The sequence below is a fragment of the Sphingobacterium sp. B16(2022) genome (assembly GCF_012030425.1).
Lineage (GTDB): Bacteria > Bacteroidota > Bacteroidia > Sphingobacteriales > Sphingobacteriaceae > Sphingobacterium > Sphingobacterium anhuiense.
The window spans coordinates 49,708-69,443 of record NZ_JAAUVN010000007.1 but is presented as its reverse complement, the minus strand read 5'-3'; the positions used below and the strand labels follow the sequence as shown (position 1 = coordinate 69,443).

Annotated in this window: 15 protein-coding genes, 1 tRNA gene and 1 riboswitch; of the genes, 9 read left to right on the top strand and 7 right to left on the bottom strand. The window is 34.6% G+C overall.

The window, feature by feature from the left end; genetic code table 11:
* Positions 1-94 precede the first annotated feature (94 nt).
* Positions 95-880, top strand: a complete 786-nt coding sequence (locus HCX49_RS24015; protein ID WP_132772129.1) for a hypothetical protein — start codon at positions 95-97, stop codon at positions 878-880.
* Between the two features lie 57 nt (positions 881-937).
* Here the strand turns inward: HCX49_RS24015 and tsaD are convergent, their stop codons facing one another.
* Positions 938-1,939 (bottom strand): tRNA (adenosine(37)-N6)-threonylcarbamoyltransferase complex transferase subunit TsaD, encoded by a 1,002-nt coding sequence (gene tsaD, locus HCX49_RS24010; RefSeq protein WP_168128349.1) that lies wholly within the window; start codon positions 1,937-1,939, stop codon positions 938-940.
* A gap of 20 nt (positions 1,940-1,959) precedes the next feature.
* Here tsaD and HCX49_RS24005 point away from each other — a divergent pair, with 20 nt between their 5' ends.
* A complete protein-coding gene (locus HCX49_RS24005; RefSeq protein WP_206368696.1) occupies positions 1,960-6,342 on the top strand; it encodes a translocation/assembly module TamB domain-containing protein in 4,383 nt (1,460 codons plus the stop codon).
* 222 nt (positions 6,343-6,564) lie between these two features.
* Here the strand turns inward: HCX49_RS24005 and HCX49_RS24000 are convergent, their stop codons facing one another.
* On the bottom strand, positions 6,565-7,890 hold the full coding sequence (locus tag HCX49_RS24000; RefSeq protein WP_132772126.1) for a trigger factor: 1,326 nt from the start codon (positions 7,888-7,890) through the stop codon (positions 6,565-6,567).
* A gap of 77 nt (positions 7,891-7,967) precedes the next feature.
* Positions 7,968-8,049 (bottom strand) — tRNA-Leu (locus HCX49_RS23995).
* A 158-nt stretch (positions 8,050-8,207) separates the two neighbouring features.
* On the opposite strand from HCX49_RS23995, the gene HCX49_RS23990 reads away from it, so the two are divergent.
* Genes HCX49_RS23990 through creD form a run of 4 tightly spaced genes read left to right on the top strand, consistent with a single transcriptional unit; the run spans position 8,208 to position 11,134 of the window.
* Complete coding sequence (locus HCX49_RS23990) at positions 8,208-8,825, top strand: hypothetical protein (protein WP_132844622.1); 618 nt, start codon at positions 8,208-8,210, stop codon at positions 8,823-8,825.
* Positions 8,825-9,127, top strand: a complete 303-nt coding sequence (locus tag HCX49_RS23985; RefSeq protein WP_021189616.1) for a winged helix-turn-helix domain-containing protein — start codon at positions 8,825-8,827, stop codon at positions 9,125-9,127. Before HCX49_RS23990 ends, HCX49_RS23985 begins: the two co-directional genes overlap by 1 nt.
* Positions 9,128-9,177: 50 nt before the next feature.
* Positions 9,178-9,681 (top strand): Coq4 family protein, encoded by a 504-nt coding sequence (locus HCX49_RS23980; RefSeq protein ID WP_132772124.1) that lies wholly within the window; start codon positions 9,178-9,180, stop codon positions 9,679-9,681.
* Positions 9,682-9,691: 10 nt separating this feature from the next.
* A complete protein-coding gene (gene creD, locus HCX49_RS23975; protein ID WP_168128347.1) occupies positions 9,692-11,134 on the top strand; it encodes a cell envelope integrity protein CreD in 1,443 nt (480 codons plus the stop codon).
* A gap of 808 nt (positions 11,135-11,942) precedes the next feature.
* On the opposite strand, the gene HCX49_RS23970 is transcribed toward creD, so the two are convergent.
* Positions 11,943-12,575 carry a DUF6266 family protein gene (locus HCX49_RS23970; RefSeq protein WP_168128346.1) on the bottom strand — a complete coding sequence of 211 codons (633 nt, stop codon included), beginning with the start codon at positions 12,573-12,575 and terminating at the stop codon, positions 11,943-11,945.
* A gap of 404 nt (positions 12,576-12,979) precedes the next feature.
* A complete protein-coding gene (locus HCX49_RS23965; protein ID WP_168128345.1) occupies positions 12,980-13,825 on the bottom strand; it encodes a hypothetical protein in 846 nt (281 codons plus the stop codon).
* Between the two features lie 470 nt (positions 13,826-14,295).
* Between HCX49_RS23965 and HCX49_RS23960 the strand changes: the two genes are divergently transcribed.
* The 3 genes from HCX49_RS23960 (at position 14,296) to HCX49_RS23950 (ending at position 17,807) form a co-directional block, all read left to right on the top strand.
* On the top strand, positions 14,296-14,922 hold the full coding sequence (locus tag HCX49_RS23960) for a class I SAM-dependent methyltransferase (protein WP_237682884.1): 627 nt from the start codon (positions 14,296-14,298) through the stop codon (positions 14,920-14,922).
* An 88-nt stretch (positions 14,923-15,010) separates the two neighbouring features.
* A riboswitch (SAM-I-IV-variant riboswitch) is annotated at positions 15,011-15,104 on the top strand.
* Between the two features lie 35 nt (positions 15,105-15,139).
* Entirely contained in the window at positions 15,140-15,403 is a 264-nt protein-coding gene (locus HCX49_RS23955) for a hypothetical protein (RefSeq protein ID WP_021189623.1), read from the top strand.
* Positions 15,404-15,722: 319 nt separating this feature from the next.
* Complete coding sequence (locus tag HCX49_RS23950) at positions 15,723-17,807, top strand: alpha/beta hydrolase family protein (RefSeq protein ID WP_168128344.1); 2,085 nt, start codon at positions 15,723-15,725, stop codon at positions 17,805-17,807.
* 40 nt (positions 17,808-17,847) lie between these two features.
* Here HCX49_RS23950 and HCX49_RS23945 read toward each other — a convergent pair whose 3' ends face one another.
* Positions 17,848-18,801, bottom strand: coding sequence for an MlaD family protein (locus HCX49_RS23945; protein ID WP_021189627.1), 954 nt, complete (start codon positions 18,799-18,801; stop codon positions 17,848-17,850).
* A 69-nt stretch (positions 18,802-18,870) separates the two neighbouring features.
* Positions 18,871-19,701, bottom strand: a complete 831-nt coding sequence (locus HCX49_RS23940; protein ID WP_232789198.1) for an N-acetylmuramoyl-L-alanine amidase — start codon at positions 19,699-19,701, stop codon at positions 18,871-18,873.
* Positions 19,702-19,736: the final 35 nt, after the last annotated feature.

The window sequence follows — 19,736 nt, the reverse complement described above, 5'->3', positions numbered from 1 at the left end:
ATAGAGAACAAATCAATCCATAAAATAGAAAATGGTTAAAAACTTTACAACATTCTTATCGGCCATCATAGCTTCTTCATTATTAATAAGTTGCATGAACGAAAAACCAAAACAAATCAAGCAAGAAAAAAAAGAAAGCAATCTCAAAACAGACAAGGCTGAAGCCTTTGTAGGTTTTGCTTTTTTAAATGAAAAAAAAGATTCTTTAGTTAGTTTGGCTGTTGAAGACGAAAAAATTAAACCTGAGGTGGCAACACATGCTATTATTGAAAACAAAATCACTTCTATTGATTTTTCAGGTACTAAATCTGAAAGTGAATCCTCTAATGGTCGACAAACAAGCAACAATTTCTCGAATAATGGTGGTACTTTTTTCAGTATAAAGGAGCAAATAAAAGAGGGTGATTTTGCTTTAATAGTGAATCAAAAATTCATTGATCAAAATCAAATTCTACCATTCAAGAAGATGGACAAAGCGACAGATGAACAGATAAAGTTAAAAATAGCGAAGCAGTATAATCGAAAGATCTCCCAAAGTTCAATAGTAGCAGAACTTAATAATAAAGCTCAGATTAATATAACATTATTTGAGGTTAAAAATGATTCAGCACTTGCTGTACTATCTTATCTGCATGATGATCAGCTGATCACGTTAGATTTTCCTGCAAAATATGATGAAATGAGTACTTGGCGAGTAGATGACGGCGGCGTATTTGATTTTGAAAATCTACAAGTATTATCTATTTTTCAATCCGATAAATCCATCAAAATAGCAACCGCATTTTGGGGAGCAGAGGGTTATAATCTCAATTTTTACAAATCAGTAGATGGAGTTTTTAAAAACATTGCTGAAGCATACGGTTATAGTGCCCCATTGTAGAAACAAAAAAAGACTAGTTAAACAACTAGTCTTTTTTTTATGATCGGGATCCATGTACTACATAGGCATACGTGCCAGTGGACCGACATCCTGTCCGACAAAATCTTTAATTAAATATTTTTGATATCCCGCTATTGCAATCATAGCCGCATTATCAGTACAGTACTCAAACTTCGGAATAAATACATTCCATTTATTCCGTTCTCCCATTGCTAGCAATTCTCTTCTTAAACCTGAATTTGCCGAAACTCCACCAGCAATTGCAATATCTTTTACTCCAGTTTCTTTGGCTGCCTTTTTAAGTTTATTGAGCAATATCGATACGATACGCGATTGAACTGAAGCGCAAACATCATCCATATGATTTTTCAAAAAATCGGGATCAGCTTTTTCCTCCTTTTGCACCATATAAAGAATGGCCGTCTTCAAACCCGAAAAACTAAAATCTAAACCTTGTATTTGCGGTTCAGGAAGTTTATAGGCATCTGGGTTACCATTTTGTGCATGTTTATCGATTAACGGCCCGCCCGGGTATGGTAAATTCAGAATTTTTGCTGTTTTGTCAAACGCCTCGCCGGCGGCATCATCTAATGTCTGCCCTAAAATTTCCATTTCGAAATAATCTTTCACCAACACAATTTGTGTATGTCCCCCAGATACAGTAAGACATAAAAACGGGAAAGTAGGTTTAGGATCTTCAATAAAATGCGCTAATATATGAGCCTGCATGTGATTGACATCTATCAAGGGGATATTACGAGCAAGAGCAAAAGACTTTGCAAATGAAGTTCCAACCAACAATGCGCCTAATAATCCCGGACCACGTGTAAAAGCTACTGCATCTATTTGATTTTTATGTATTTTTGCAATGCGAATGGCTTCTTCTACTGTAGGAATAATATTTTGTTGATGCGCACGCGATGCTAGTTCGGGTACAACACCCCCATACTTAGCATGAATCGCCTGAGTAGCAATAACATTAGAAAATATTTCACCGTCGATACAAATTGAAGCAGATGTTTCATCGCAAGATGATTCAATACCTAAAATAACAGCCATAGCTTTGGGGTAATTAATAATTGTACAAAAGTATCAAAAAAATAATTAAAATAGCACTGATTACACTGGCTAGCATACTCGTTTTGCTAGGAGTATTGCTACTATCGTTACAATTAGAGCCCGTTCAGAATTTTATTGCCAAGCGAGCAGTTTCTTACCTCTCCAAAGAATTAAATACAAAAATCGCTCTAAAAAAAATATATTTTAAACCCTTTCGTTCTTTGGTTCTAGAAGGGTTTGAATTATACAGTCCAAATGGTGATACGATTTTGATAGCTGAAAAGCTAAATGCATCGGTAGATCTAAATCAATACTGGGATGACAAAAAAATTGTTATCAATAAACTTACACTAGAAAATACCACAGCTTATTATCAGGCTTATAAAGACAGCTCAAACATTCAGTTTTTATTGCAGTACTTTACTCCACCAAAGAAAAAGGAAAAGAAAGTCAGTAAAAATTTAAATTTCGATTTAAAACAACTGAAATTAATAAATAATCAGTTTCGCTATCTTGATCATACCAAGAAACATTATGCGAAAGTTGTGGATTTTGGCGACCTAGACATTAAACAATTAAATGCCGACTTTCGAAATATAAAACTTACGGACAAATCCATACAAGTTGACATTAAGCAATTAAATCTTCGGGAAAAAAAAGGATTGGAGGTTAAAGGATTAGTTGCAAAAGCATTTGTGAGCAACAAGAGAATTCAATTGGATAAGCTTTTATTGATCACGAATAAATCAACGATAAAAGACTTTGTCAAATTAGAGTTTAATAGTTTTGATGACTTTTCTGATTTTAACAATCGGGTGAATGTAAGCCTAAGAATCAAAAATTCTATTTTAAATTCAGAAGATATTGCCTTCTTTTCTTCATCAATGCACCGGGTCAAATTTGATTTAAAAATAAAGCAGGCCACAGCGCAAGGTAGCGTAAATCATATTGATGCAAAAAATATACAGATTGAAGCGGAAAAAGCAACTAAATTAAAAGGCAACGTTAAAATAATTGGCTTACCAGATATTGATCAAACAGATTTTAAATTAACAGACCTATCATTACAATCAACCTACGCTGACCTGCAGGTTATTCTTCCAAAACTGAGCAATAACAAGAATTTTAAACTTCCAGAAATCGTAAAAATATTAAATACAGTTTCGTACCAGGGAGATTTGCATGGGCTTTATAATAATTTTCATATTGATGGAGAATTAAAAACAGAGTTAGGAGCGCTTCGCACCAAGTCATCTTTAAACTTTCAAAATGAAACACAATTTTCTGGTCTTTACGAATCGAAATCTTTTAATATAGGAAGATTTTTGAACAATAGCCTTTTAAAAACAACAGGGTTTAACTTCAATTTAAAAGGTAAAGGAAGTTCATCAAAAACACTTTCAATAGATCTAAATGGTAATTTAGAAAATTTTAATTTCAGAAATTATACCTATCAACAGATTCCAATATCGGGAATTATAGCTGAAGAAAAATTTAAAGGATCTGGTTCCATTAAAGACCCAAATGCAAGTATAGACTTTCAAACAGATGTGGACTGGTCAGATGCCCCCGTTCTATACAATCTAGTAGCAGGTATTCATGAAACCAATTTATATGCACTTCATCTTTCACAGCAAGATAGTATAATTGTTCACAACACAACGATAGAAACTAATTTAAAAGGATCAAACATCAATAATCTTGTCGGCGATCTGAAAGCAAACAACATCAATTTCAGTACAAAAAAAGGTACATTTGATATCAAAGAAGTTGTATTCCAAGCGTCCGGAGATGAAATCAACCGATTACTGACGGTATCTTCCGATGTTGTTGTTGCGTCGCTTATTGGACAGATTGATCTAAAAACAATTGTTCCTTATTTTAAAATGCTTGCCATGCGCTATGCACCTGCAATTGGTTTTGAAACAGAGCTGTACAATAATCAAAACTTTGAACTGGATCTTCAAATCAAATCATTTGAACCCATCGCGACCTTCTTTAAAAAGGAAATCAGCCTCGATAGCGGAGCAACTATGCACGCTAAATTTTCAAGCGAGGAAAACGCTGCACAATTCAATTTATATAGTCCCATTTTCAAATATAGTGGCATAAAGATTTCTAACCTTATTGTAGATCAGATCTCCAATACAGAATCCATGTCTGTATCAGCTTCAGCAGACCGTATAAATCTCACGGATAGCACCTATATTAAAAATGTAAATATTGCTAACATTCTTTCCAATGATAGTTTACGTTTCAATATAAAACTATCCGAACTAGATGCTAGTAATAACCTTGATCTTAATGGTGTTATTCGTTTTGCTCACCAGAAGCCTGCATTTATCAGTTTTGATCCATCAACTATTATTATTAATAAAAACCAATGGTCACTTACCCAGGGTTCAGAACTTAAAGTTTCCAAAGGGAAATGGTTCTTGCAAGATTTGACATTACAGCATGATGAACAAAAAGTACTGCTCAATGGGATATTGTCTAATGCTGAAAGCGACCAATTGAATATCTTATTCAAAGATTTTAACCTAAGTTCTTTAAATGGTATTACAAAGCCACTTGGCATTACTATGTCAGGCGCAATGAATGGTAATCTTGAAATCAATTCCCTTTTTAAGTCCCCATATTTTATTGCTAACCTACAGACAAATCCGATCCTTTATAATCAACTTCCAATCGGTCAGCTTAGCTTAAAGGCAAATTACGACCAAAATGCCAATATTGTCCATTTAGACAGTAAAATCGATGATGGGAACAAAAGCATTACACTTGCCGGCACCTATAATATCAAAGAGGAGGAGGATAAAATAAATCTCAAGGCTTCCCTAAAGAATACTGATCTTATCCTTTTCCAACCTTTTTTGAAATCATTAGTTTCAAATCTCCAAGGAAGAGTCCATGGTGAGCTTGATATCAAAGGAAATATCGACAAGCCAAAAATAAGTGGAAATGCTAATTTCACCGATGCATCATTTATCATCAATTATTTAAGGACTCCCTACCATCTTACTGATAAAGCCATTATAGTATCAAATGGTATTTTCCTCAACAATTTTAAAATTCTTGATCCTAAAAACAGTGAAGCCCTTGTCAATGGTATGGTCGATCTAAATAAGCTTTCCGATCCGACTATTGATGTTAAGGTAAGAGCGAATAATTTTTTAACGCTCAACACTACGCTTAAGGACAACAATCTTTATTATGGAACAGCATATGCCAGTGGTGATTTCAACTTCAAAGGTCTAACCTCAGCTATCAATATCGATATCAAAGCTAAGTCGGAAGACAATACAGTTATTAACATTCCCTTCAATAGTTCGATGACAATCAGTGATAACGATTTTATCTATTTCGTTTCTCCAGATAGCGCAATTACCTCCGAACAGATAAAAAGAAAAAGTTTCAATGGTATCACGATGAATATGGATCTTTCTTTAAGTCCAAATGCAGAAATGAATTTATATACTACTTTAGGTGGTGTATCTGGACGTGGAACAGGAAATATCACAATGAATATCAGCTCTCTAGGTGACTTTGGAATGTTCGGCGATTATATCATCAGTTCTGGTAAATTCAATTTTAAAGCACAGGATTATCTGAATAAGATCTTCGATCTTAAAGAAGGAGGAACTATTCGCTGGGCTGGTAAACCCGCCGAAGCCAACATTAATTTGACTGCGATCTACCAACAAAGAACTTCCCTGTCCCCTCTTTATAATGCGGCAGGACAAACAGACAATCCGCAACGAATTCTTGCCCAAGCGGATATGAATCTAAAAGGTTTATTGAGTCAGCCCGAAATAAATTTTGATCTCAACTTTCCTCAGGATCCATATGTCAAAGATGAACTTCAAGGTTATCTTTCAGATGTTAACAACATCAATCAGCAAGCCCTCAGTTTAATCGTTCGCAGAAGCTTTACGCCAGGATCGCAGACTGATTTCGGTAAAGAAGTCAACAATACCTTATTATCTGCCGGAACTGAAATTGCTTTCAATCAATTAAATAATATCATTGCAGAATCTCTAAATATCAATTTTTTCGACATCAATATTAAAAGTTTAAATGATGCTTCAGCATCATTGAGACTTTTTAATGATCGTTTAATCTTGACGGGTGGAATCACAGATAACAGGAGCAACCAGCTGACGGATTTAAATGTATTTTCGGACCGTGTAACTACGGATGCAGAAGCCCTGTTTTATCTTCGTAAAGATGGTCGTTTACTTCTAAGAGGGTCTAACCGTCTAAATACACGGAATTTCCTTATCAATCCTAATGGTGAGGAATATGTGAGTGCCGTGGGTTTAGTATACCGTCAGGAGTTCAATTCCTTTTCAGAATTTCTATCGCGGATGTTTCCATTTGGAAAAAAGAAAAAAGCGAAATAGCAATAGCCCTTCAACAGCTTAATAATTTATTCAATTAAAAACAAATAGACCATCTTGGTGCAAACAACATGAAGGTCATATAAAAGCTCGTGTAATCATACTAAAACTTTCTTATCTAAGGCTCACTTCATATTATATCAAGCTTAGAAACCAGTAATTGCACCTAAAAAAAGCCTTTCCAAAATATGGAAAGGCTTTTTCTATGATTAGAAGTTGAATAGCTTACGCTAATTTTTCGAATGCACTATATTCGATCTCTTCTTTATTGATTTTAATTTGCTCTTTTAAGAATTCGAACACTTTAAGTGCTTTTGCTTCTTCGAACAAACGGTTTCCTTGCTCTCTATCTTGCAACATTTGAATTGCATATTGCGATAATTGCTCATCACTTGGCTCCTCATTGATGTTGTACATTTTGATCTGCGCATAAATACGCTCTTTTGCCAAATTGATTACTTCATCATATTTAACTTCAAGACCATTTTCAGTAACAACACGGTTCTCAATGATCGTCCATTTCAAGTTATTCAAGAAATCAGCAAAACCTTCGTTCAACTCTTCTTCAGAGATACTTGGGTTCGTTGCTTTTAACCATCTTTTCAAAAACTCTTCTGGAAAAGCTACATCAACTTTTTCCATACCGAAAGTATACATATCATTACGTAAACGTTGGTCAGAATTTTGTTTGAATAAGTTTTCAACTTCTTCTTTTACTTTTGTTCTGAATTCAGCTTCTTCAGTAACTTCGCCTTCAGCAAACAATTTATTGAAGAACTCCTGATTTAAATCAGACTCTTCTAAACGGTTGATATTTTTTACCGTTAACTCAAATTTAGTAACGTCCAAAGCTTCAACCTCCTCAGGAGTGATTCCTAAAATACGGGAGATATCTTCAGCATTGAATGCTTTTTTAATATCAATCTTAACCGTATCATCTTGTTTAAGACCTACTAAAGATTTTTTAATTTTTGCATCTTCGATAATATCAGTACGTACCGAAGTTGTTTTCTCAATACCGTCTTCTTTATCTTGTTTCAACGTAGCGTATAAAACATCACCTTCTTCAGAAACTTCAGGGTTAGTCATTTTACCATAGCTACGACGTAAATTTTTAATACGTGATTCTAAAGTTTCATCATCAGCCTTAATGTCATATTCTGTAAATTCAGCTTCTTTAGTGAAAGGATTTACAAATTCTGGAGCTAAACCAATTTCATACTTAAATTGGAAGTTATCTTTATAGTCCCAGTTATATGTAGCCGTTTCTTCAATAGGAAGAGGTTGACCTAAAACTTCTAATTTATTCTCGCCGATGTACGCTGTAATTTTATCATTAACAATTTTGTTTACTGTATCCAACAAAATTGATTTACCATAAGTACGTCTAATATGTGCTGCAGGCACTAAACCAGGGCGGAATCCAGGTAATTTAGCTTTTTTAGCTTGATCCTTGATTTCTTTGTCTACTTGTGGGTTATAATCTTCTGGCGCTAAATCAACTGTAATTACTGCGTTGATCGCGTCAACTTTTTCGTGTGAAATGTTCATACTCTTTCTAAACCGTTACGCATTATTTTGATAAAAAAAAATCCTCCCGATGATTTAATTTCGGGAGGACATTCAAGTGCGGAAGAAGGGACTCGAACCCCCACGTCTTGCGACGCCAGATCCTAAGTCTGGTGCGGCTACCAATTACGCCACTTCCGCATTAGGATTTCTTGTTGGCACAAAGATAGAAACGAAACGTATATGATGCAAGTCTTTTCTCAATAAATTTTCATTATTTTCTAATTTATATTTTATGGTAAAAAATAAATTTGCATAATTCATTCTTATTCATTTACTTTGAAAAACAAAGTACTTTTATGAAACAAGAAGATTTAGTAAAAGAAATAGCAAGTATTCGGAATTTAATGGAAAAATCTAGCAAATTTATTTCCATTAGCGGGATTTCCAGTGTTCTTATTGGTACATATGCACTACTAGGAGCAGCATATGCCTACTATGAAGTTTATGGCTTTGATAGTCAAATGGGTTATCGGGATCATTATGTCAATGAACCATTGATTATCATGAAACTTCTAACGACAGCTATTCTCGTTTTAATAGCCTCTATCTTTACGGGAGTCTTTATGGCCATAAAAAAAGCTAAAGCTAATCGCCAAAATATTTGGAATACCACAAGCCGGGCTTTATTGTTTGCAATGGCAGTTCCGCTTTGTACTGGAGGCCTATTTGCCATCATAGCTATCTTTAAAGAAAACTATGCGGTGGTATCCTCTATCCTATTGATTTTTTACGGTCTGGCACTTACAGCCGGTAGTCATTATACATTTAGTGAAATAAAAGGTCTTGGAATTTTAGAAATTGTACTAGGACTATTAGCTTTGCTTTTTCCAGGTAATGGAATTATTTTTTGGGCATTGGGATTTGGAGTTCTACATATCATATATGGAGTAATCGTTCATAAAAAATACGAATAGTGAATTTAGACTTAACACAGTATAATAAAGTATTTGAAAATAAAGTCCGCTTACAGATCATGAGCGTATTGATGGCTAATGACGAATATGATTTTAATTCATTAAAATCCATACTGGATGTCACTGATGGAAATCTGGCTTCTAATTTGAAAACATTGGAAAAGGAAAAATACATCGAAGTTTTTAAAACCTTTGTCGACAGAAAGCCAAATACACGATATAGAAGAACAACCGAAGGTGAAAGGGCTTTCGAAGAACATTTAAAGGCTCTTGAAAAATTGATCAAACAACAATACAAATAATTTTTTTATCCATTTACTTTGAATTTCAAAGTACTTTTAAAATAAAAAACATGAAAATACGATTAACCATAATGCTCGCTTTGTACAACTCCAGTCAAAAGATTTACACAGAGTTATTTAAGCAAAATAAATCAGCTTGGAAAATCAGTAAAGAAGATTTCCTAAAATTCCCGAAAGACTCTTTGGGATATCATATAGGTATATTCTATCAAGAGAAAGGTTTTGATGTTATCCCAAAACTAGAGAATCACGATGTGTTTCATGTCATCACAGAGTGCGGCACAGAAATACAGGACGAAGTTGCTATGCAGTATCTATTACTTGGCAATGGAAAGATAAGTTTATACCAATTTGCCATGATTGGAATAGGGACCTGTATATATCCCGAATATCTAAAAACGTACTTCAGAGCATTAGCAAAAGGAAATTCTATGCAAAAATTCTATGATCTGGATTTTAAGGCATTATTGAAAATTCCTTTAGCTGAAATCAAAAACAGCTTATCTTTTAATTTAAAAACACACCTTAACCATCATAATTTAACAGCATTATAAATTTAAAATCATGGAAACAAATAAAACACCCCTCTTAGAACGTATTGGTTCATCTATTTTCGCCAAACTGAGTACCATTGTTGTACTGGTTCTATTACTGCTAATCCCATTATTCTGGGTGAAGGATCTTATTGAAGAAAGAAAAAATAGACAGTCAGAAGTAAGCAGTGAAATTGCATTTAAATGGGCTGGTCAACAGGTGATATCAGGCCCTATTATTGCCATCCCCTATCAGGTTGTAAAAGAAATTGTAACTACGGATAAGAACATCATCTCCACTAAGAATACCTACATAACACAATACGTTTACCTAATGCCAAAATCATTGGACATTAATAGTGTGATTTCACCAGAATCGCTTAAAAGAGGTATTTATAAAAGCGTCGTCTACAATGCCCAACTTGATTTAAAAGGTTCCTTTGATGCGATCGATTTTAACAAAATAGACTTGAGCGGTCAGGAACTAGAATGGAAAAATGCCAAAATACTGATTGGTTTAAGTGATCTTAAAGGGCTTGGAGCATCTCCAAGTTTGGTTTTCAATCAAACGAAAATTGACTTCGAACCTAATATGTCTGCTCTAAATCCTTTTGAGAATAACATGATTGCAGCCATCGATCTTTCTCAAACAAAAACAACCTTAGGTAATTTTCAGATTAAATTTAATGTAAGAGGTTCGCAATCCATTAACTTCCTTCCATTGGCAAAACAGACTAAGATCCATACCCAGGGAAATTGGGCTAATCCAAGTTTTAACGGTGCCGTTTTAGCCGATGACCGAAATATAACAGGGAACAATTTTGAGGCAACCTGGAATATTCCAAGTTTCAACCGTAAATTTTCGCAACAATGGGTTGGTGAAGCAGAGAAACTGTATGAAATTAAAAACAATTATGAAATCAGTAATGCCGTCAGTGAAGGATATAGCAGTACTGTCGAACCTACCGCTACCACTGAGAGTAGTATAGCGACAGAAAAAGATATGATTCAAATCAACTTCTTAGAGGAAGTCAATAATTATCAAAAAACTACCCGTGTAGCCAAATATGGAATTTTGATTATTATTCTAACATTTGCGGCACTGTTCTTCACAGAAATTATAAAAAAACAACGCATACATCTTATACAGTATATGCTGATTGGTTTTGCTATGGTACTCTTTTACTCCCTGCTTCTTTCCATTAGTGAGCATCTGGGTTTCAACCTCGCTTACCTACTAGCCGCATTAGCTACTATTATTCTTATCGCTTCATTCATTAAATCTATTACCAATGATAGCAGGTCTGCACTTATCTTTTCTGGAATACTTTCCATTTTCTATAGTTTCATATTTATCTTAATGCAATTACGTGATTATTCACTCATAGTGGGTACAATAGGTATATTTATCATATTGGCAATTTTAATGCGCGTATCCACAAAGATCAATTGGTATCAATACGATAAACGATGAGATTGGCAACAGAAGGTATCAAGATATATTTAACATATATCTTGATACTCCTTAAAAGAAAAGCAATATAATGAAATGGATTATTGTTTCTATTTCCATCTATAGCGGTCGGATAAGCCTAATTGCTCATTTGCTGTCTATAACATGTGCATAGCGAGGCCATAGGAAGGCGCATCATTGTGCACATGCAGCATGGAAGTATACTCCACCTTGTGTGATTCTAGGCTCATCCTAGTGTCGTTCTTGTGTGCATGCAGGCTATTTGTTGTGTGCCACTAGGGCGATTGTATAGTCAATGTTATTCGTTTATTGGCTCGTCCTTCACTCCATAATAGGTGCTTACAAAATCTGTTTTGGCTTGCTAATATATTGATGCTTGTTATCGAAGAGTTGGTTGCTTCATTTTTGAAATAGATCTCTCTATATATAAAGTGGTTAATGGTCTATTACCTTGACCGTTTCTATGACATAACTTATACTATAAAATGGCTTACAAGATCTAGAATGAGAAAAACCTCGTATTTGGGTAAAACACAATAATGAGCTATTGTATTTTTTGCAAATGAATTTAACCACGATACAAAAATAAAAATAGGTGTTATGACTCCCGTGAATTGGAGACAACAATAGATGTTTATAAAACCACCATCACATTCAAAGAAAACTATTGGGCCAGATGAGGCAATACGACAGAAGCATGTAGTAATAACTTTATTAACACTTTCTGTCCATGATATGCTATTGTAGCTAAAAAGTATTGGACAGAAAATGTTAGTTATACTTTGATCAGGCAGCATAAAAAAACTTCTTATACGCATCCTCCATATACAGAATCTGAGAATTTATCATGTAGCATATCGTAGAAACCGACATAGATGTGGACCTGATCTTCTTTAATAGAAAATTGTGTGTGTTCCCACAACATTTTTCCATCCGTAGAGATTGCTGCTCCTTCATTCCAAACGCAGGACTTTTCAATTACATAAGCGAGTACAACGACTGCAGTAGGATAACCCTTACAGGCATCTGTATTCCATTCGACATACAGCTTATTGTCCCTACGTTCCACATTAATAAGCTGTGGCGGGACCATATCACCTCGAAATACCAACACTTTCTCCGGATTAACATAGGGCACATTTTCGGTGTCATAATCAATTGCATTGTGGAATAAATAAGATTGGGCCGATTGAAAAGTTCCGATACGACTGCCTTTGGGGGCAACGTTTTTATAGCCAAATGCGATCGGAGCTTTAAGGTGTCTCAGAAACTGGGATACTACCTTCATACGCATCCGATTAATAAGCGTCAATTCGCTAGGAGCTCTTTTCACAACTTGCGGAAGAGACCGAATAATAGCCTGACCGTTTAATTCATAACCTACAATGCTTCCGACTTTACCCGAAAAAGGTCCATTTATCCCACCTTTTAAAATTGCCATAATGGTTTATTTATTTGAAAATTGGCTACAACAAAATATGCGTTTATATAAGTAACTATCTCGCAATTATAACTTGGTAAAAGAGAGATTGTATTACCGCGGCTTAAACTCTAAAATACCTCTATAAACTCTTAAATATCATTTATACATTTCTTAAATATCATTTATACATTAATATAAGTTATTAACCTACAGAAGTTTTACTACGGTATATTTTACCTTCAGCTTCACTCCATATTAAGGTAAAGCATTTCCACTACATGCCCATATATTAAATGAAAAACTAGTACACTTTAAACTTTGATCCAAAGGACCTCACAAATGCACTTGATTAATATCAGACGCATTGTAATTATAAAAGACACATTTATTCAGGTGGCCTATGCTACATTTCATTGAGCTACTCAGTCCATTGACGACATATAAAAAGGTAATTCGACACTTTCTTTAACTAAACGGCCTTCATCAAGTATATCCATAACGATTATACCTTTGTAATACGGTTTATTGTATCTTTCATCCGATACTTTTTGGATACTGGTAAATTTACCCCTCGTTTGAAAACGCTTCCAGTTTTGATCAAGGGATCCATAAGATTCCTCCAACATAAACAGTCCGGTATATTCCCAGTACTTAACACTGTATAATGGATTAGTGTCATCAAAGTCAATCTCCTGGCCTACCAATTTTGAAATATCGCTTTCCAGCTTCAAATTTATAAATTGACCAGAATTGGAGTGAGCAACATATGTATAGTAGTTGTACTGGTCCGATCTACCTGGATTAACAGTTGATTTAGTAGAAGATGAGTACATAGAGAAAAAATTAAAAGCAGATTTCACTGTCATTACATTAAGGATCAATGCTTCGCACGGTGCATATTCAATGGCGTGCAGATCTACTTTACCAGTCAGTACTCGTTCTTGCTCATTGTTTTTATAAACTTTTCCACTAAAAGAAAAAGATAATCGACCACCTGCTTTTTCATATTTAAAATCCGCGATTTGAAAAGATTTCTCTGGCTGAAGATGTGGAGCAAAATAGTTACCATCAGCTGAAGAATTTTGTTTGAAATACTGAACCTTGGCTAATGCTCCATTAGAAAGTAAAGTTAATTTCAATTGTGAATAAGTACCATCAGATTCCTTTACGCTCGTAATAAGATTGATCTGTCCACAATTGTCCAAATTATAGTCGTACTTCACTTTTCCTTTGACAGGATGATTATTGTCAGAGAAGACGATACTCATGTTTGATAGGGGATCAATTTCTTCTGATTTCTTGCAACTAACAATAAGCAGTGTGCAAAAAAATAGCAATAAAAGCAGATATTTCTTCATTAAATCAATATTAGTTTCATTAAAATATTAAAACATTTATGTACAATATATTTTACAATTTAAAAATAACCAAAAATTAATTCAATATCAAATTTAATTTTCCTAACGAAGAGATAATATGTTAATAACAGTGTAACTTACTAAAGGTTTATCCACCCTTGTTGATGGGTGGATCGTCAAGTATGCTTTTATGTCTCGTTCAGCCAACTAAGTTTTGATAAAAATAATATTGGCAGTAAATTTGAAATTATCTTGAAACGGCGAATAATAAAATGAAACAAAACAAATATGATGATCCTAGCTTCTTTGAAAGCTATGGAAAGATGCAACGTTCTATAGATGGTTTAAATGCTGCTGGAGAATAGCATGTTTTACAGAAAATGTTACCCGATTTCCAAAATAAGAAAGTGCTTGATCTAGGTTGCGGATATGGATGGCACTGCATTTATGCTAAGCAAAAAGGGGCTAAAAATGTAATTGGAATTGACTTATCTCAAAAAATGATTGATAAAGCAAAAGAGCATTCCAAAAACTTTGAAATTGAATATAAAAAAATGGCCATCGAGGATATTAATTTTGACCATGAAGAATTTGATGTCGTTATTAGTTCACTTGCATTCCATTACCTAAAAGATTTAAGCAGTGTTTTTATGAAAATAAATCAAATTCTTAAAAAAGGAGGAAGTTTTGTCTTTTCAATGGAGCACCCTGCTTTTACTTCAAGAGCTGAACAGGATTGGTTTAAGGATGAAAATGGAAATCGTCTGCATTGGCCGATGGACAATTATCAGGAAGAAGGTCAAAGAAACACTCGATTTCTTGGACACGAGGTAACTAAATACCATCGAAATTTAGAAACTATCATCAACACAGTTATTAAATCTAATTTTGATATTCAACAAATATCGGAATCCAAACCTTCAGAGGAAGTTTTAAAAATTTATCCGGAAATGAAAGACGAGATGAGAAGGCCAATATTTATTATAATTGCTGCCATAAAGAAATAATAATCGGATCGACATCATTCATAAAATTCTCATCATGAATTAATTATTTTAAAATAAATTTTGAAACAAAATAAAATCTACTAACTTTGTAGAGTATTCAGAATTGCACGTTGCAATACCAACCGAGTTACATAACCGCGGTGGTAAATTAATATGGGTTTCGACCAAAAATATCTGGATACAGTTTATGGTTTAATCCTTTAAATTTTTAAATTGTATGTCAACACCAAATCTTTATCAACATTTACTGGAAAAATTCAGTTATTATTCAATCAACGAACTGATACAGCTCAACAATGATACGGTATCGGAAAAAGGTTGGGGTTCTTCCAAATCTACATTCCGCACTGCGCTCATAAGTACTTTTTCTAAAAGAGGGCTAGATCTTTCCAACATCATTTCTAGAGAAGATGGTTTTACTTCCGTAAAGTATGTCGCAGTAAGATTAGAGGAAAATACGCTTATCCCGATTCTCCAATAAGAGCAAAGACAGCTTTAAAATTGCGTATTCACTCAGCGCTAAAAAGGTTAAATAGCCCTTCCTTTTTGAGCACTGAGTGAAGCTTTTTTTATCCAACTAATTCTATATAATTTTCAGTCACTAATATCAATGGTATGCTTTTTTTAATGCGTTAAGATAGTATTTTATAATTTCTCCAATTCCCTTCAATAGTTTAACACAAAGTGATATCGCGTCATTCTGAACAATTCCTTCACCTTGTTTTCTTTCTCCAATACTTTATTTAATATGTTAAATGATCTTAGATTTTGTATCTTGCCTGTTCATATTCGTATTCTTTATGAAAAAAAAATCTTTAATAACGCTTTCCATTTTATTATGCGCTTCGGCATCAATAGCTCAGGAAAACAAAGAAACCAAAATGGTTCTTAATATGGAAAACACCACAAAAGCACCATTAGATCCGCAGACACTTTGGAAATTAGGCCGAGTTTCTGGAGAAGGAATTTCAACAGATGGAAAAACTTTAATATATGGTGTCTCTAATTATGCTATAGAAACAAACAGTTCGGAAAAAAACCTTTACACATTATCCCTAGAAACAGGTAACACAGCTCCTCTAACAAGTGAAAAGGGCGGCGAGTCTGTTGTACAGATTACAGAAAATGGCGATATCATTTACTTGTTCAAAGGGCAACTTTGGAAAAAGAATAGATATAAAGGTGAAGCTATACAATTGACACACAGCGAAACTGATCTAGAAAATGTAAAACTCTCTCCAAATGGTCAATATATTTTATTTAGCAAAGCAGTTTTAATCAAAAAATATCACAGTACCGACAAATATCCTGATTTACCAAAATCTGACGCTTATGTTTTTGACAATCTTGACTACCGTCATTGGGACACGTTCAATAATGGAAAATTCAATCATCCATTTGTAGCCAGCTATAACAACGGTAAGATTGGCGAAGCAATTGATTTATTGCAGGATGAGCCTTTCTATAGCCCTCAAATGCCATTTGGCGGTTCTGAAGATTTTGAATGGACACCAGATAGTAAAGCTGTACTATATGTCAGTAAAAAAAGGTTTGGAACAGCGTATGCCGTGAGTACAAATACGGATATCTACCGCTATGATCTTACTTCTAAGCAAACAACAAATCTGACTGAGGGTATGAATGGCTATGATACCAACCCGACTTACAGTCCAGATGGAACTAAGTTAACTTGGCTAAGTATGAAAAAAGATGGTTACGAAGCCGATAAAAATGATATCATTATTTTCGATAAAGCATCATCTCAGCGTTTAAATCTTACTGCACATTGGGACGGCACAGTAAACTCTTTCATATGGAGCAAGGACAATCGTAAGATTTATTTTGTGGCACCATCCAAAGGTACCGTACAACTTTTCGAACTGACTGTTCCTACTAATTTAAAAAACAAATCTTTAGCATCGATTAAACAAATCTCTGAAGGAAATTTTGATATCACAGGAATTGTGGGACAGGTAGCCAATCAGTTGATCGTAACATCAACAAAATTCACAAGAGCTACAGAGATTTACAAATATGACTTAGCGAATAAAACGTTAACGGCATTGACGACTGTCAATGATAAAATGTATGCTCATATCAGTGATAATAAAATTGAATCCAGAATTACAAAAGCTTCTGATGGCCAAGATCTTTTTTCTTGGGTAATTTATCCGCCAGATTTTGACCCAACAAAAAAATACCCAACGATTTTATATTGCGAAGGTGGCCCTCAGTCTGCACTGACCCAGTTTTACTCATTCCGTTGGAATCTACAGCTTATCGCTTCTCAAGGTTATATTGTGATCGCTCCAAATCGTCGCGGGATGCCTGGCTGGGGAGTCAAATGGAATGAAGCAATATCCAAAGATTGGGGCGGACAGCCTATACGGGATTATTTATCTGCCATTGATGATATTTCTAAAGAGAAATATGTAGATACAACACGTCGTGCTGCTATCGGTGCTAGTTATGGTGGTTATTCAGTATATATGCTAGCTGGAGTACATGAAAATAGATTTAAAACATTAATTGCACATAACGGCTTATTCGATATGAGAAGTTGGTATGGTACGACAGAAGAATTGTTTTTCGCGAACCACGAACTAGGCGGTCCTTATTGGGATAAAGCAAATGTAAAATCATATACCGAATTCAACCCTTCTGAATATGTTGACAAGTGGAATACACCAATATTAATCTTTCAAGGAGGTCATGACTACCGCGTGCCGATTGGCCAGGGACTAGGTGCTTTTCAGGCTGCACAATTGAAGAAAATCAAAAGTAGATTAGTTTATTTACCCGACGAAAATCACTGGGTGCTATCAGGGCATAATGCTCAGGTATGGCAAAGAGAATTTTTCGGATGGCTGAAAGAAACCTTATAAATTAAAAAGGCTTGAAGTTTACCTTCAAGCCTTTTTAATTTTATTTCTCCTGCTCTCCCTTTTTACCAAAGATGGAAAGCTTAATGTATTTTCCCGGCTTCTCTTTAATATCTTTCATCAGGTGATCAAGGCTTTCTGAAGCATTATTCAAATTATCATAGAGCTTATTATCATTGATCAATAATCCAATTGAACCCTGCCCTTTGTTGATCTTATCTACGATTGTTTGGAAGTCTGTCATAGCCATATTAGCTTTATCCATAGTTTGTTGGAAATCTAATTTAGCTGCTTTATCTGTTACAGTATTCAAATTGGACATGATAGCTGTGATCTGACCGCTATTATTTTTAAATGTATTGGTAATAACTTCAAGATTAGAGATAATCGTGGTTAATCTTTTACGTTCCGAACCAACCAGACCTTCTACATCTTTCGTAATTAGCTCCACATTTTTTAAAGATGTTGAAATACTATGAACACTTTGCTTAAAGTCTTCTTGAAATTGATCGTCCAAAACAGAATTGACAACTGTTAGTACAGAATCTAATTTTATGGTGATGGTTTCAACTCTTTTCTGAATAGGCTCTACTTTGTCCATTATATTTGCCTGAATACCTGAAGCTAATGTTTCACCATCTTTAGCCATTTCTGTACTATTGCCCATATCAAATACAATTGCTTTTCCACCCAGGAGATCTGTACTTGCTATACGTGCAACGGTATTTTTCGGAACTTTGTATTCGGCTTTAATTTTAAATTCTGTGAGAATGCTTCCATCTGGTTGCAATGTCATCTTAGAAACACGGCCAATCTGATATCCGTTCACTAATACAGGCTTAGAGGCTGTAAGACCATCCACTGCCTGATAAGATGTATAATAGGTATTATCACTGCTAAATACATCATTACCTTTTAAAAAGCTATATCCTATAAATAATAATGTTACTGCTATTACAGCTAAAATTCCGACTTTAGTCTCGTTTGATATTTTCAAAATAATATTTCCTTAAGGTGTTTTTATTGAACTCAATTTATCATTTAAACAAGACAATGGCAAATAAGTTTATCTTTCTACGCTTTTTTTGAATGCGCTGATTGCTGAGACTAAGTTTTGTACGATCTCACTTTGTCCTTCATCCGATAGCATATAGTCTTCTTCTGCACGATTATTTACAAAACCAATTTCGGTCAAAACCGCTGGCATTCCTGCTTCTGCTAATACTGCCAATCCCTGTTCAAGAATCCCTCGGCTTACTCTTCCTGATTTAACATATTCTTGTTGCATCAGATTTGCTAATTTGACACTTTTCTCGCGGTATTGATTTTTCATCAAAGAGAAGATGATATAACTCTCTGGATCTTTTGGGTCAAATCCCTGATAATTTTCTTTATAATTCTCCTCTAATAATAGGGACGCATTTTCACGAATGGCAGCAGTCTGCTCACCTAAGCGATGTGAACCTGATACAATTGTTTCTGTACCTCTTGAGGATCTTCCTGGTGCAGAATTACAGTGAATCGATATAAAAATATCAGCCTTCGCAGCATTAGCCATTCGGATACGCTTATATAAATCAATAAACTCATCTGTTCTACGGGTAAACATTACGCGTACTCCAGGCAACTGTCTTTCGATTTCTTTACCTAATTTCAAAGCCACCTCTAAAGCTATATTTTTTTCCAAAGAACGTGATCCTTTGGCTCCGGAATCCCTCCCACCGTGGCCGGCATCAATTACAATTGTTTTAATTTGATAATCCTGGGGTGGAGTAACATGCGCTTTAGAAATAGTATTGCTTGGAGGAGTAGCACTCGTCAAAACCATAAATAGAAAAATCGCTGGAGCTAAAAAAAATATAAGTTTCCGCTTTCTAATATTCAAATCTAATTTCATGTATATTTTTTTTGATTTCTGTAATTTAATAACAA

What these genes read in the sequence shown, in the direction of transcription:
- HCX49_RS24015 (WP_132772129.1), top strand. Translation starts at nt 95, where the DNA reads ATGAACGAAAAACCAAAACAAATCAAGCAAGAAAAAAAAGAAAGCAAT.
- tsaD (WP_168128349.1), bottom strand. Translation starts at nt 1,939, where the DNA reads ATGGCTGTTATTTTAGGTATTGAATCATCTTGCGATGAAACATCTGCT.
- HCX49_RS23980 (WP_132772124.1), top strand. Translation starts at nt 9,178, where the DNA reads ATGAAAATACGATTAACCATAATGCTCGCTTTGTACAACTCCAGTCAA.
- creD (WP_168128347.1), top strand. Translation starts at nt 9,692, where the DNA reads ATGGAAACAAATAAAACACCCCTCTTAGAACGTATTGGTTCATCTATT.
- HCX49_RS23965 (WP_168128345.1), bottom strand. Translation starts at nt 13,825, where the DNA reads ATGAGTATCGTCTTCTCTGACAATAATCATCCTGTCAAAGGAAAAGTG.
- HCX49_RS23950 (WP_168128344.1), top strand. Translation starts at nt 15,723, where the DNA reads ATGAAAAAAAAATCTTTAATAACGCTTTCCATTTTATTATGCGCTTCG.
- HCX49_RS23960 (WP_237682884.1), top strand. Translation starts at nt 14,296, where the DNA reads ATGTTACCCGATTTCCAAAATAAGAAAGTGCTTGATCTAGGTTGCGGA.
- HCX49_RS23970 (WP_168128346.1), bottom strand. Translation starts at nt 12,575, where the DNA reads ATGGCAATTTTAAAAGGTGGGATAAATGGACCTTTTTCGGGTAAAGTC.
- HCX49_RS23940 (WP_232789198.1), bottom strand. Translation starts at nt 19,701, where the DNA reads ATGAAATTAGATTTGAATATTAGAAAGCGGAAACTTATATTTTTTTTA.
- HCX49_RS23990 (WP_132844622.1), top strand. Translation starts at nt 8,208, where the DNA reads ATGAAACAAGAAGATTTAGTAAAAGAAATAGCAAGTATTCGGAATTTA.
- HCX49_RS23955 (WP_021189623.1), top strand. Translation starts at nt 15,140, where the DNA reads ATGTCAACACCAAATCTTTATCAACATTTACTGGAAAAATTCAGTTAT.
- HCX49_RS24000 (WP_132772126.1), bottom strand. Translation starts at nt 7,890, where the DNA reads ATGAACATTTCACACGAAAAAGTTGACGCGATCAACGCAGTAATTACA.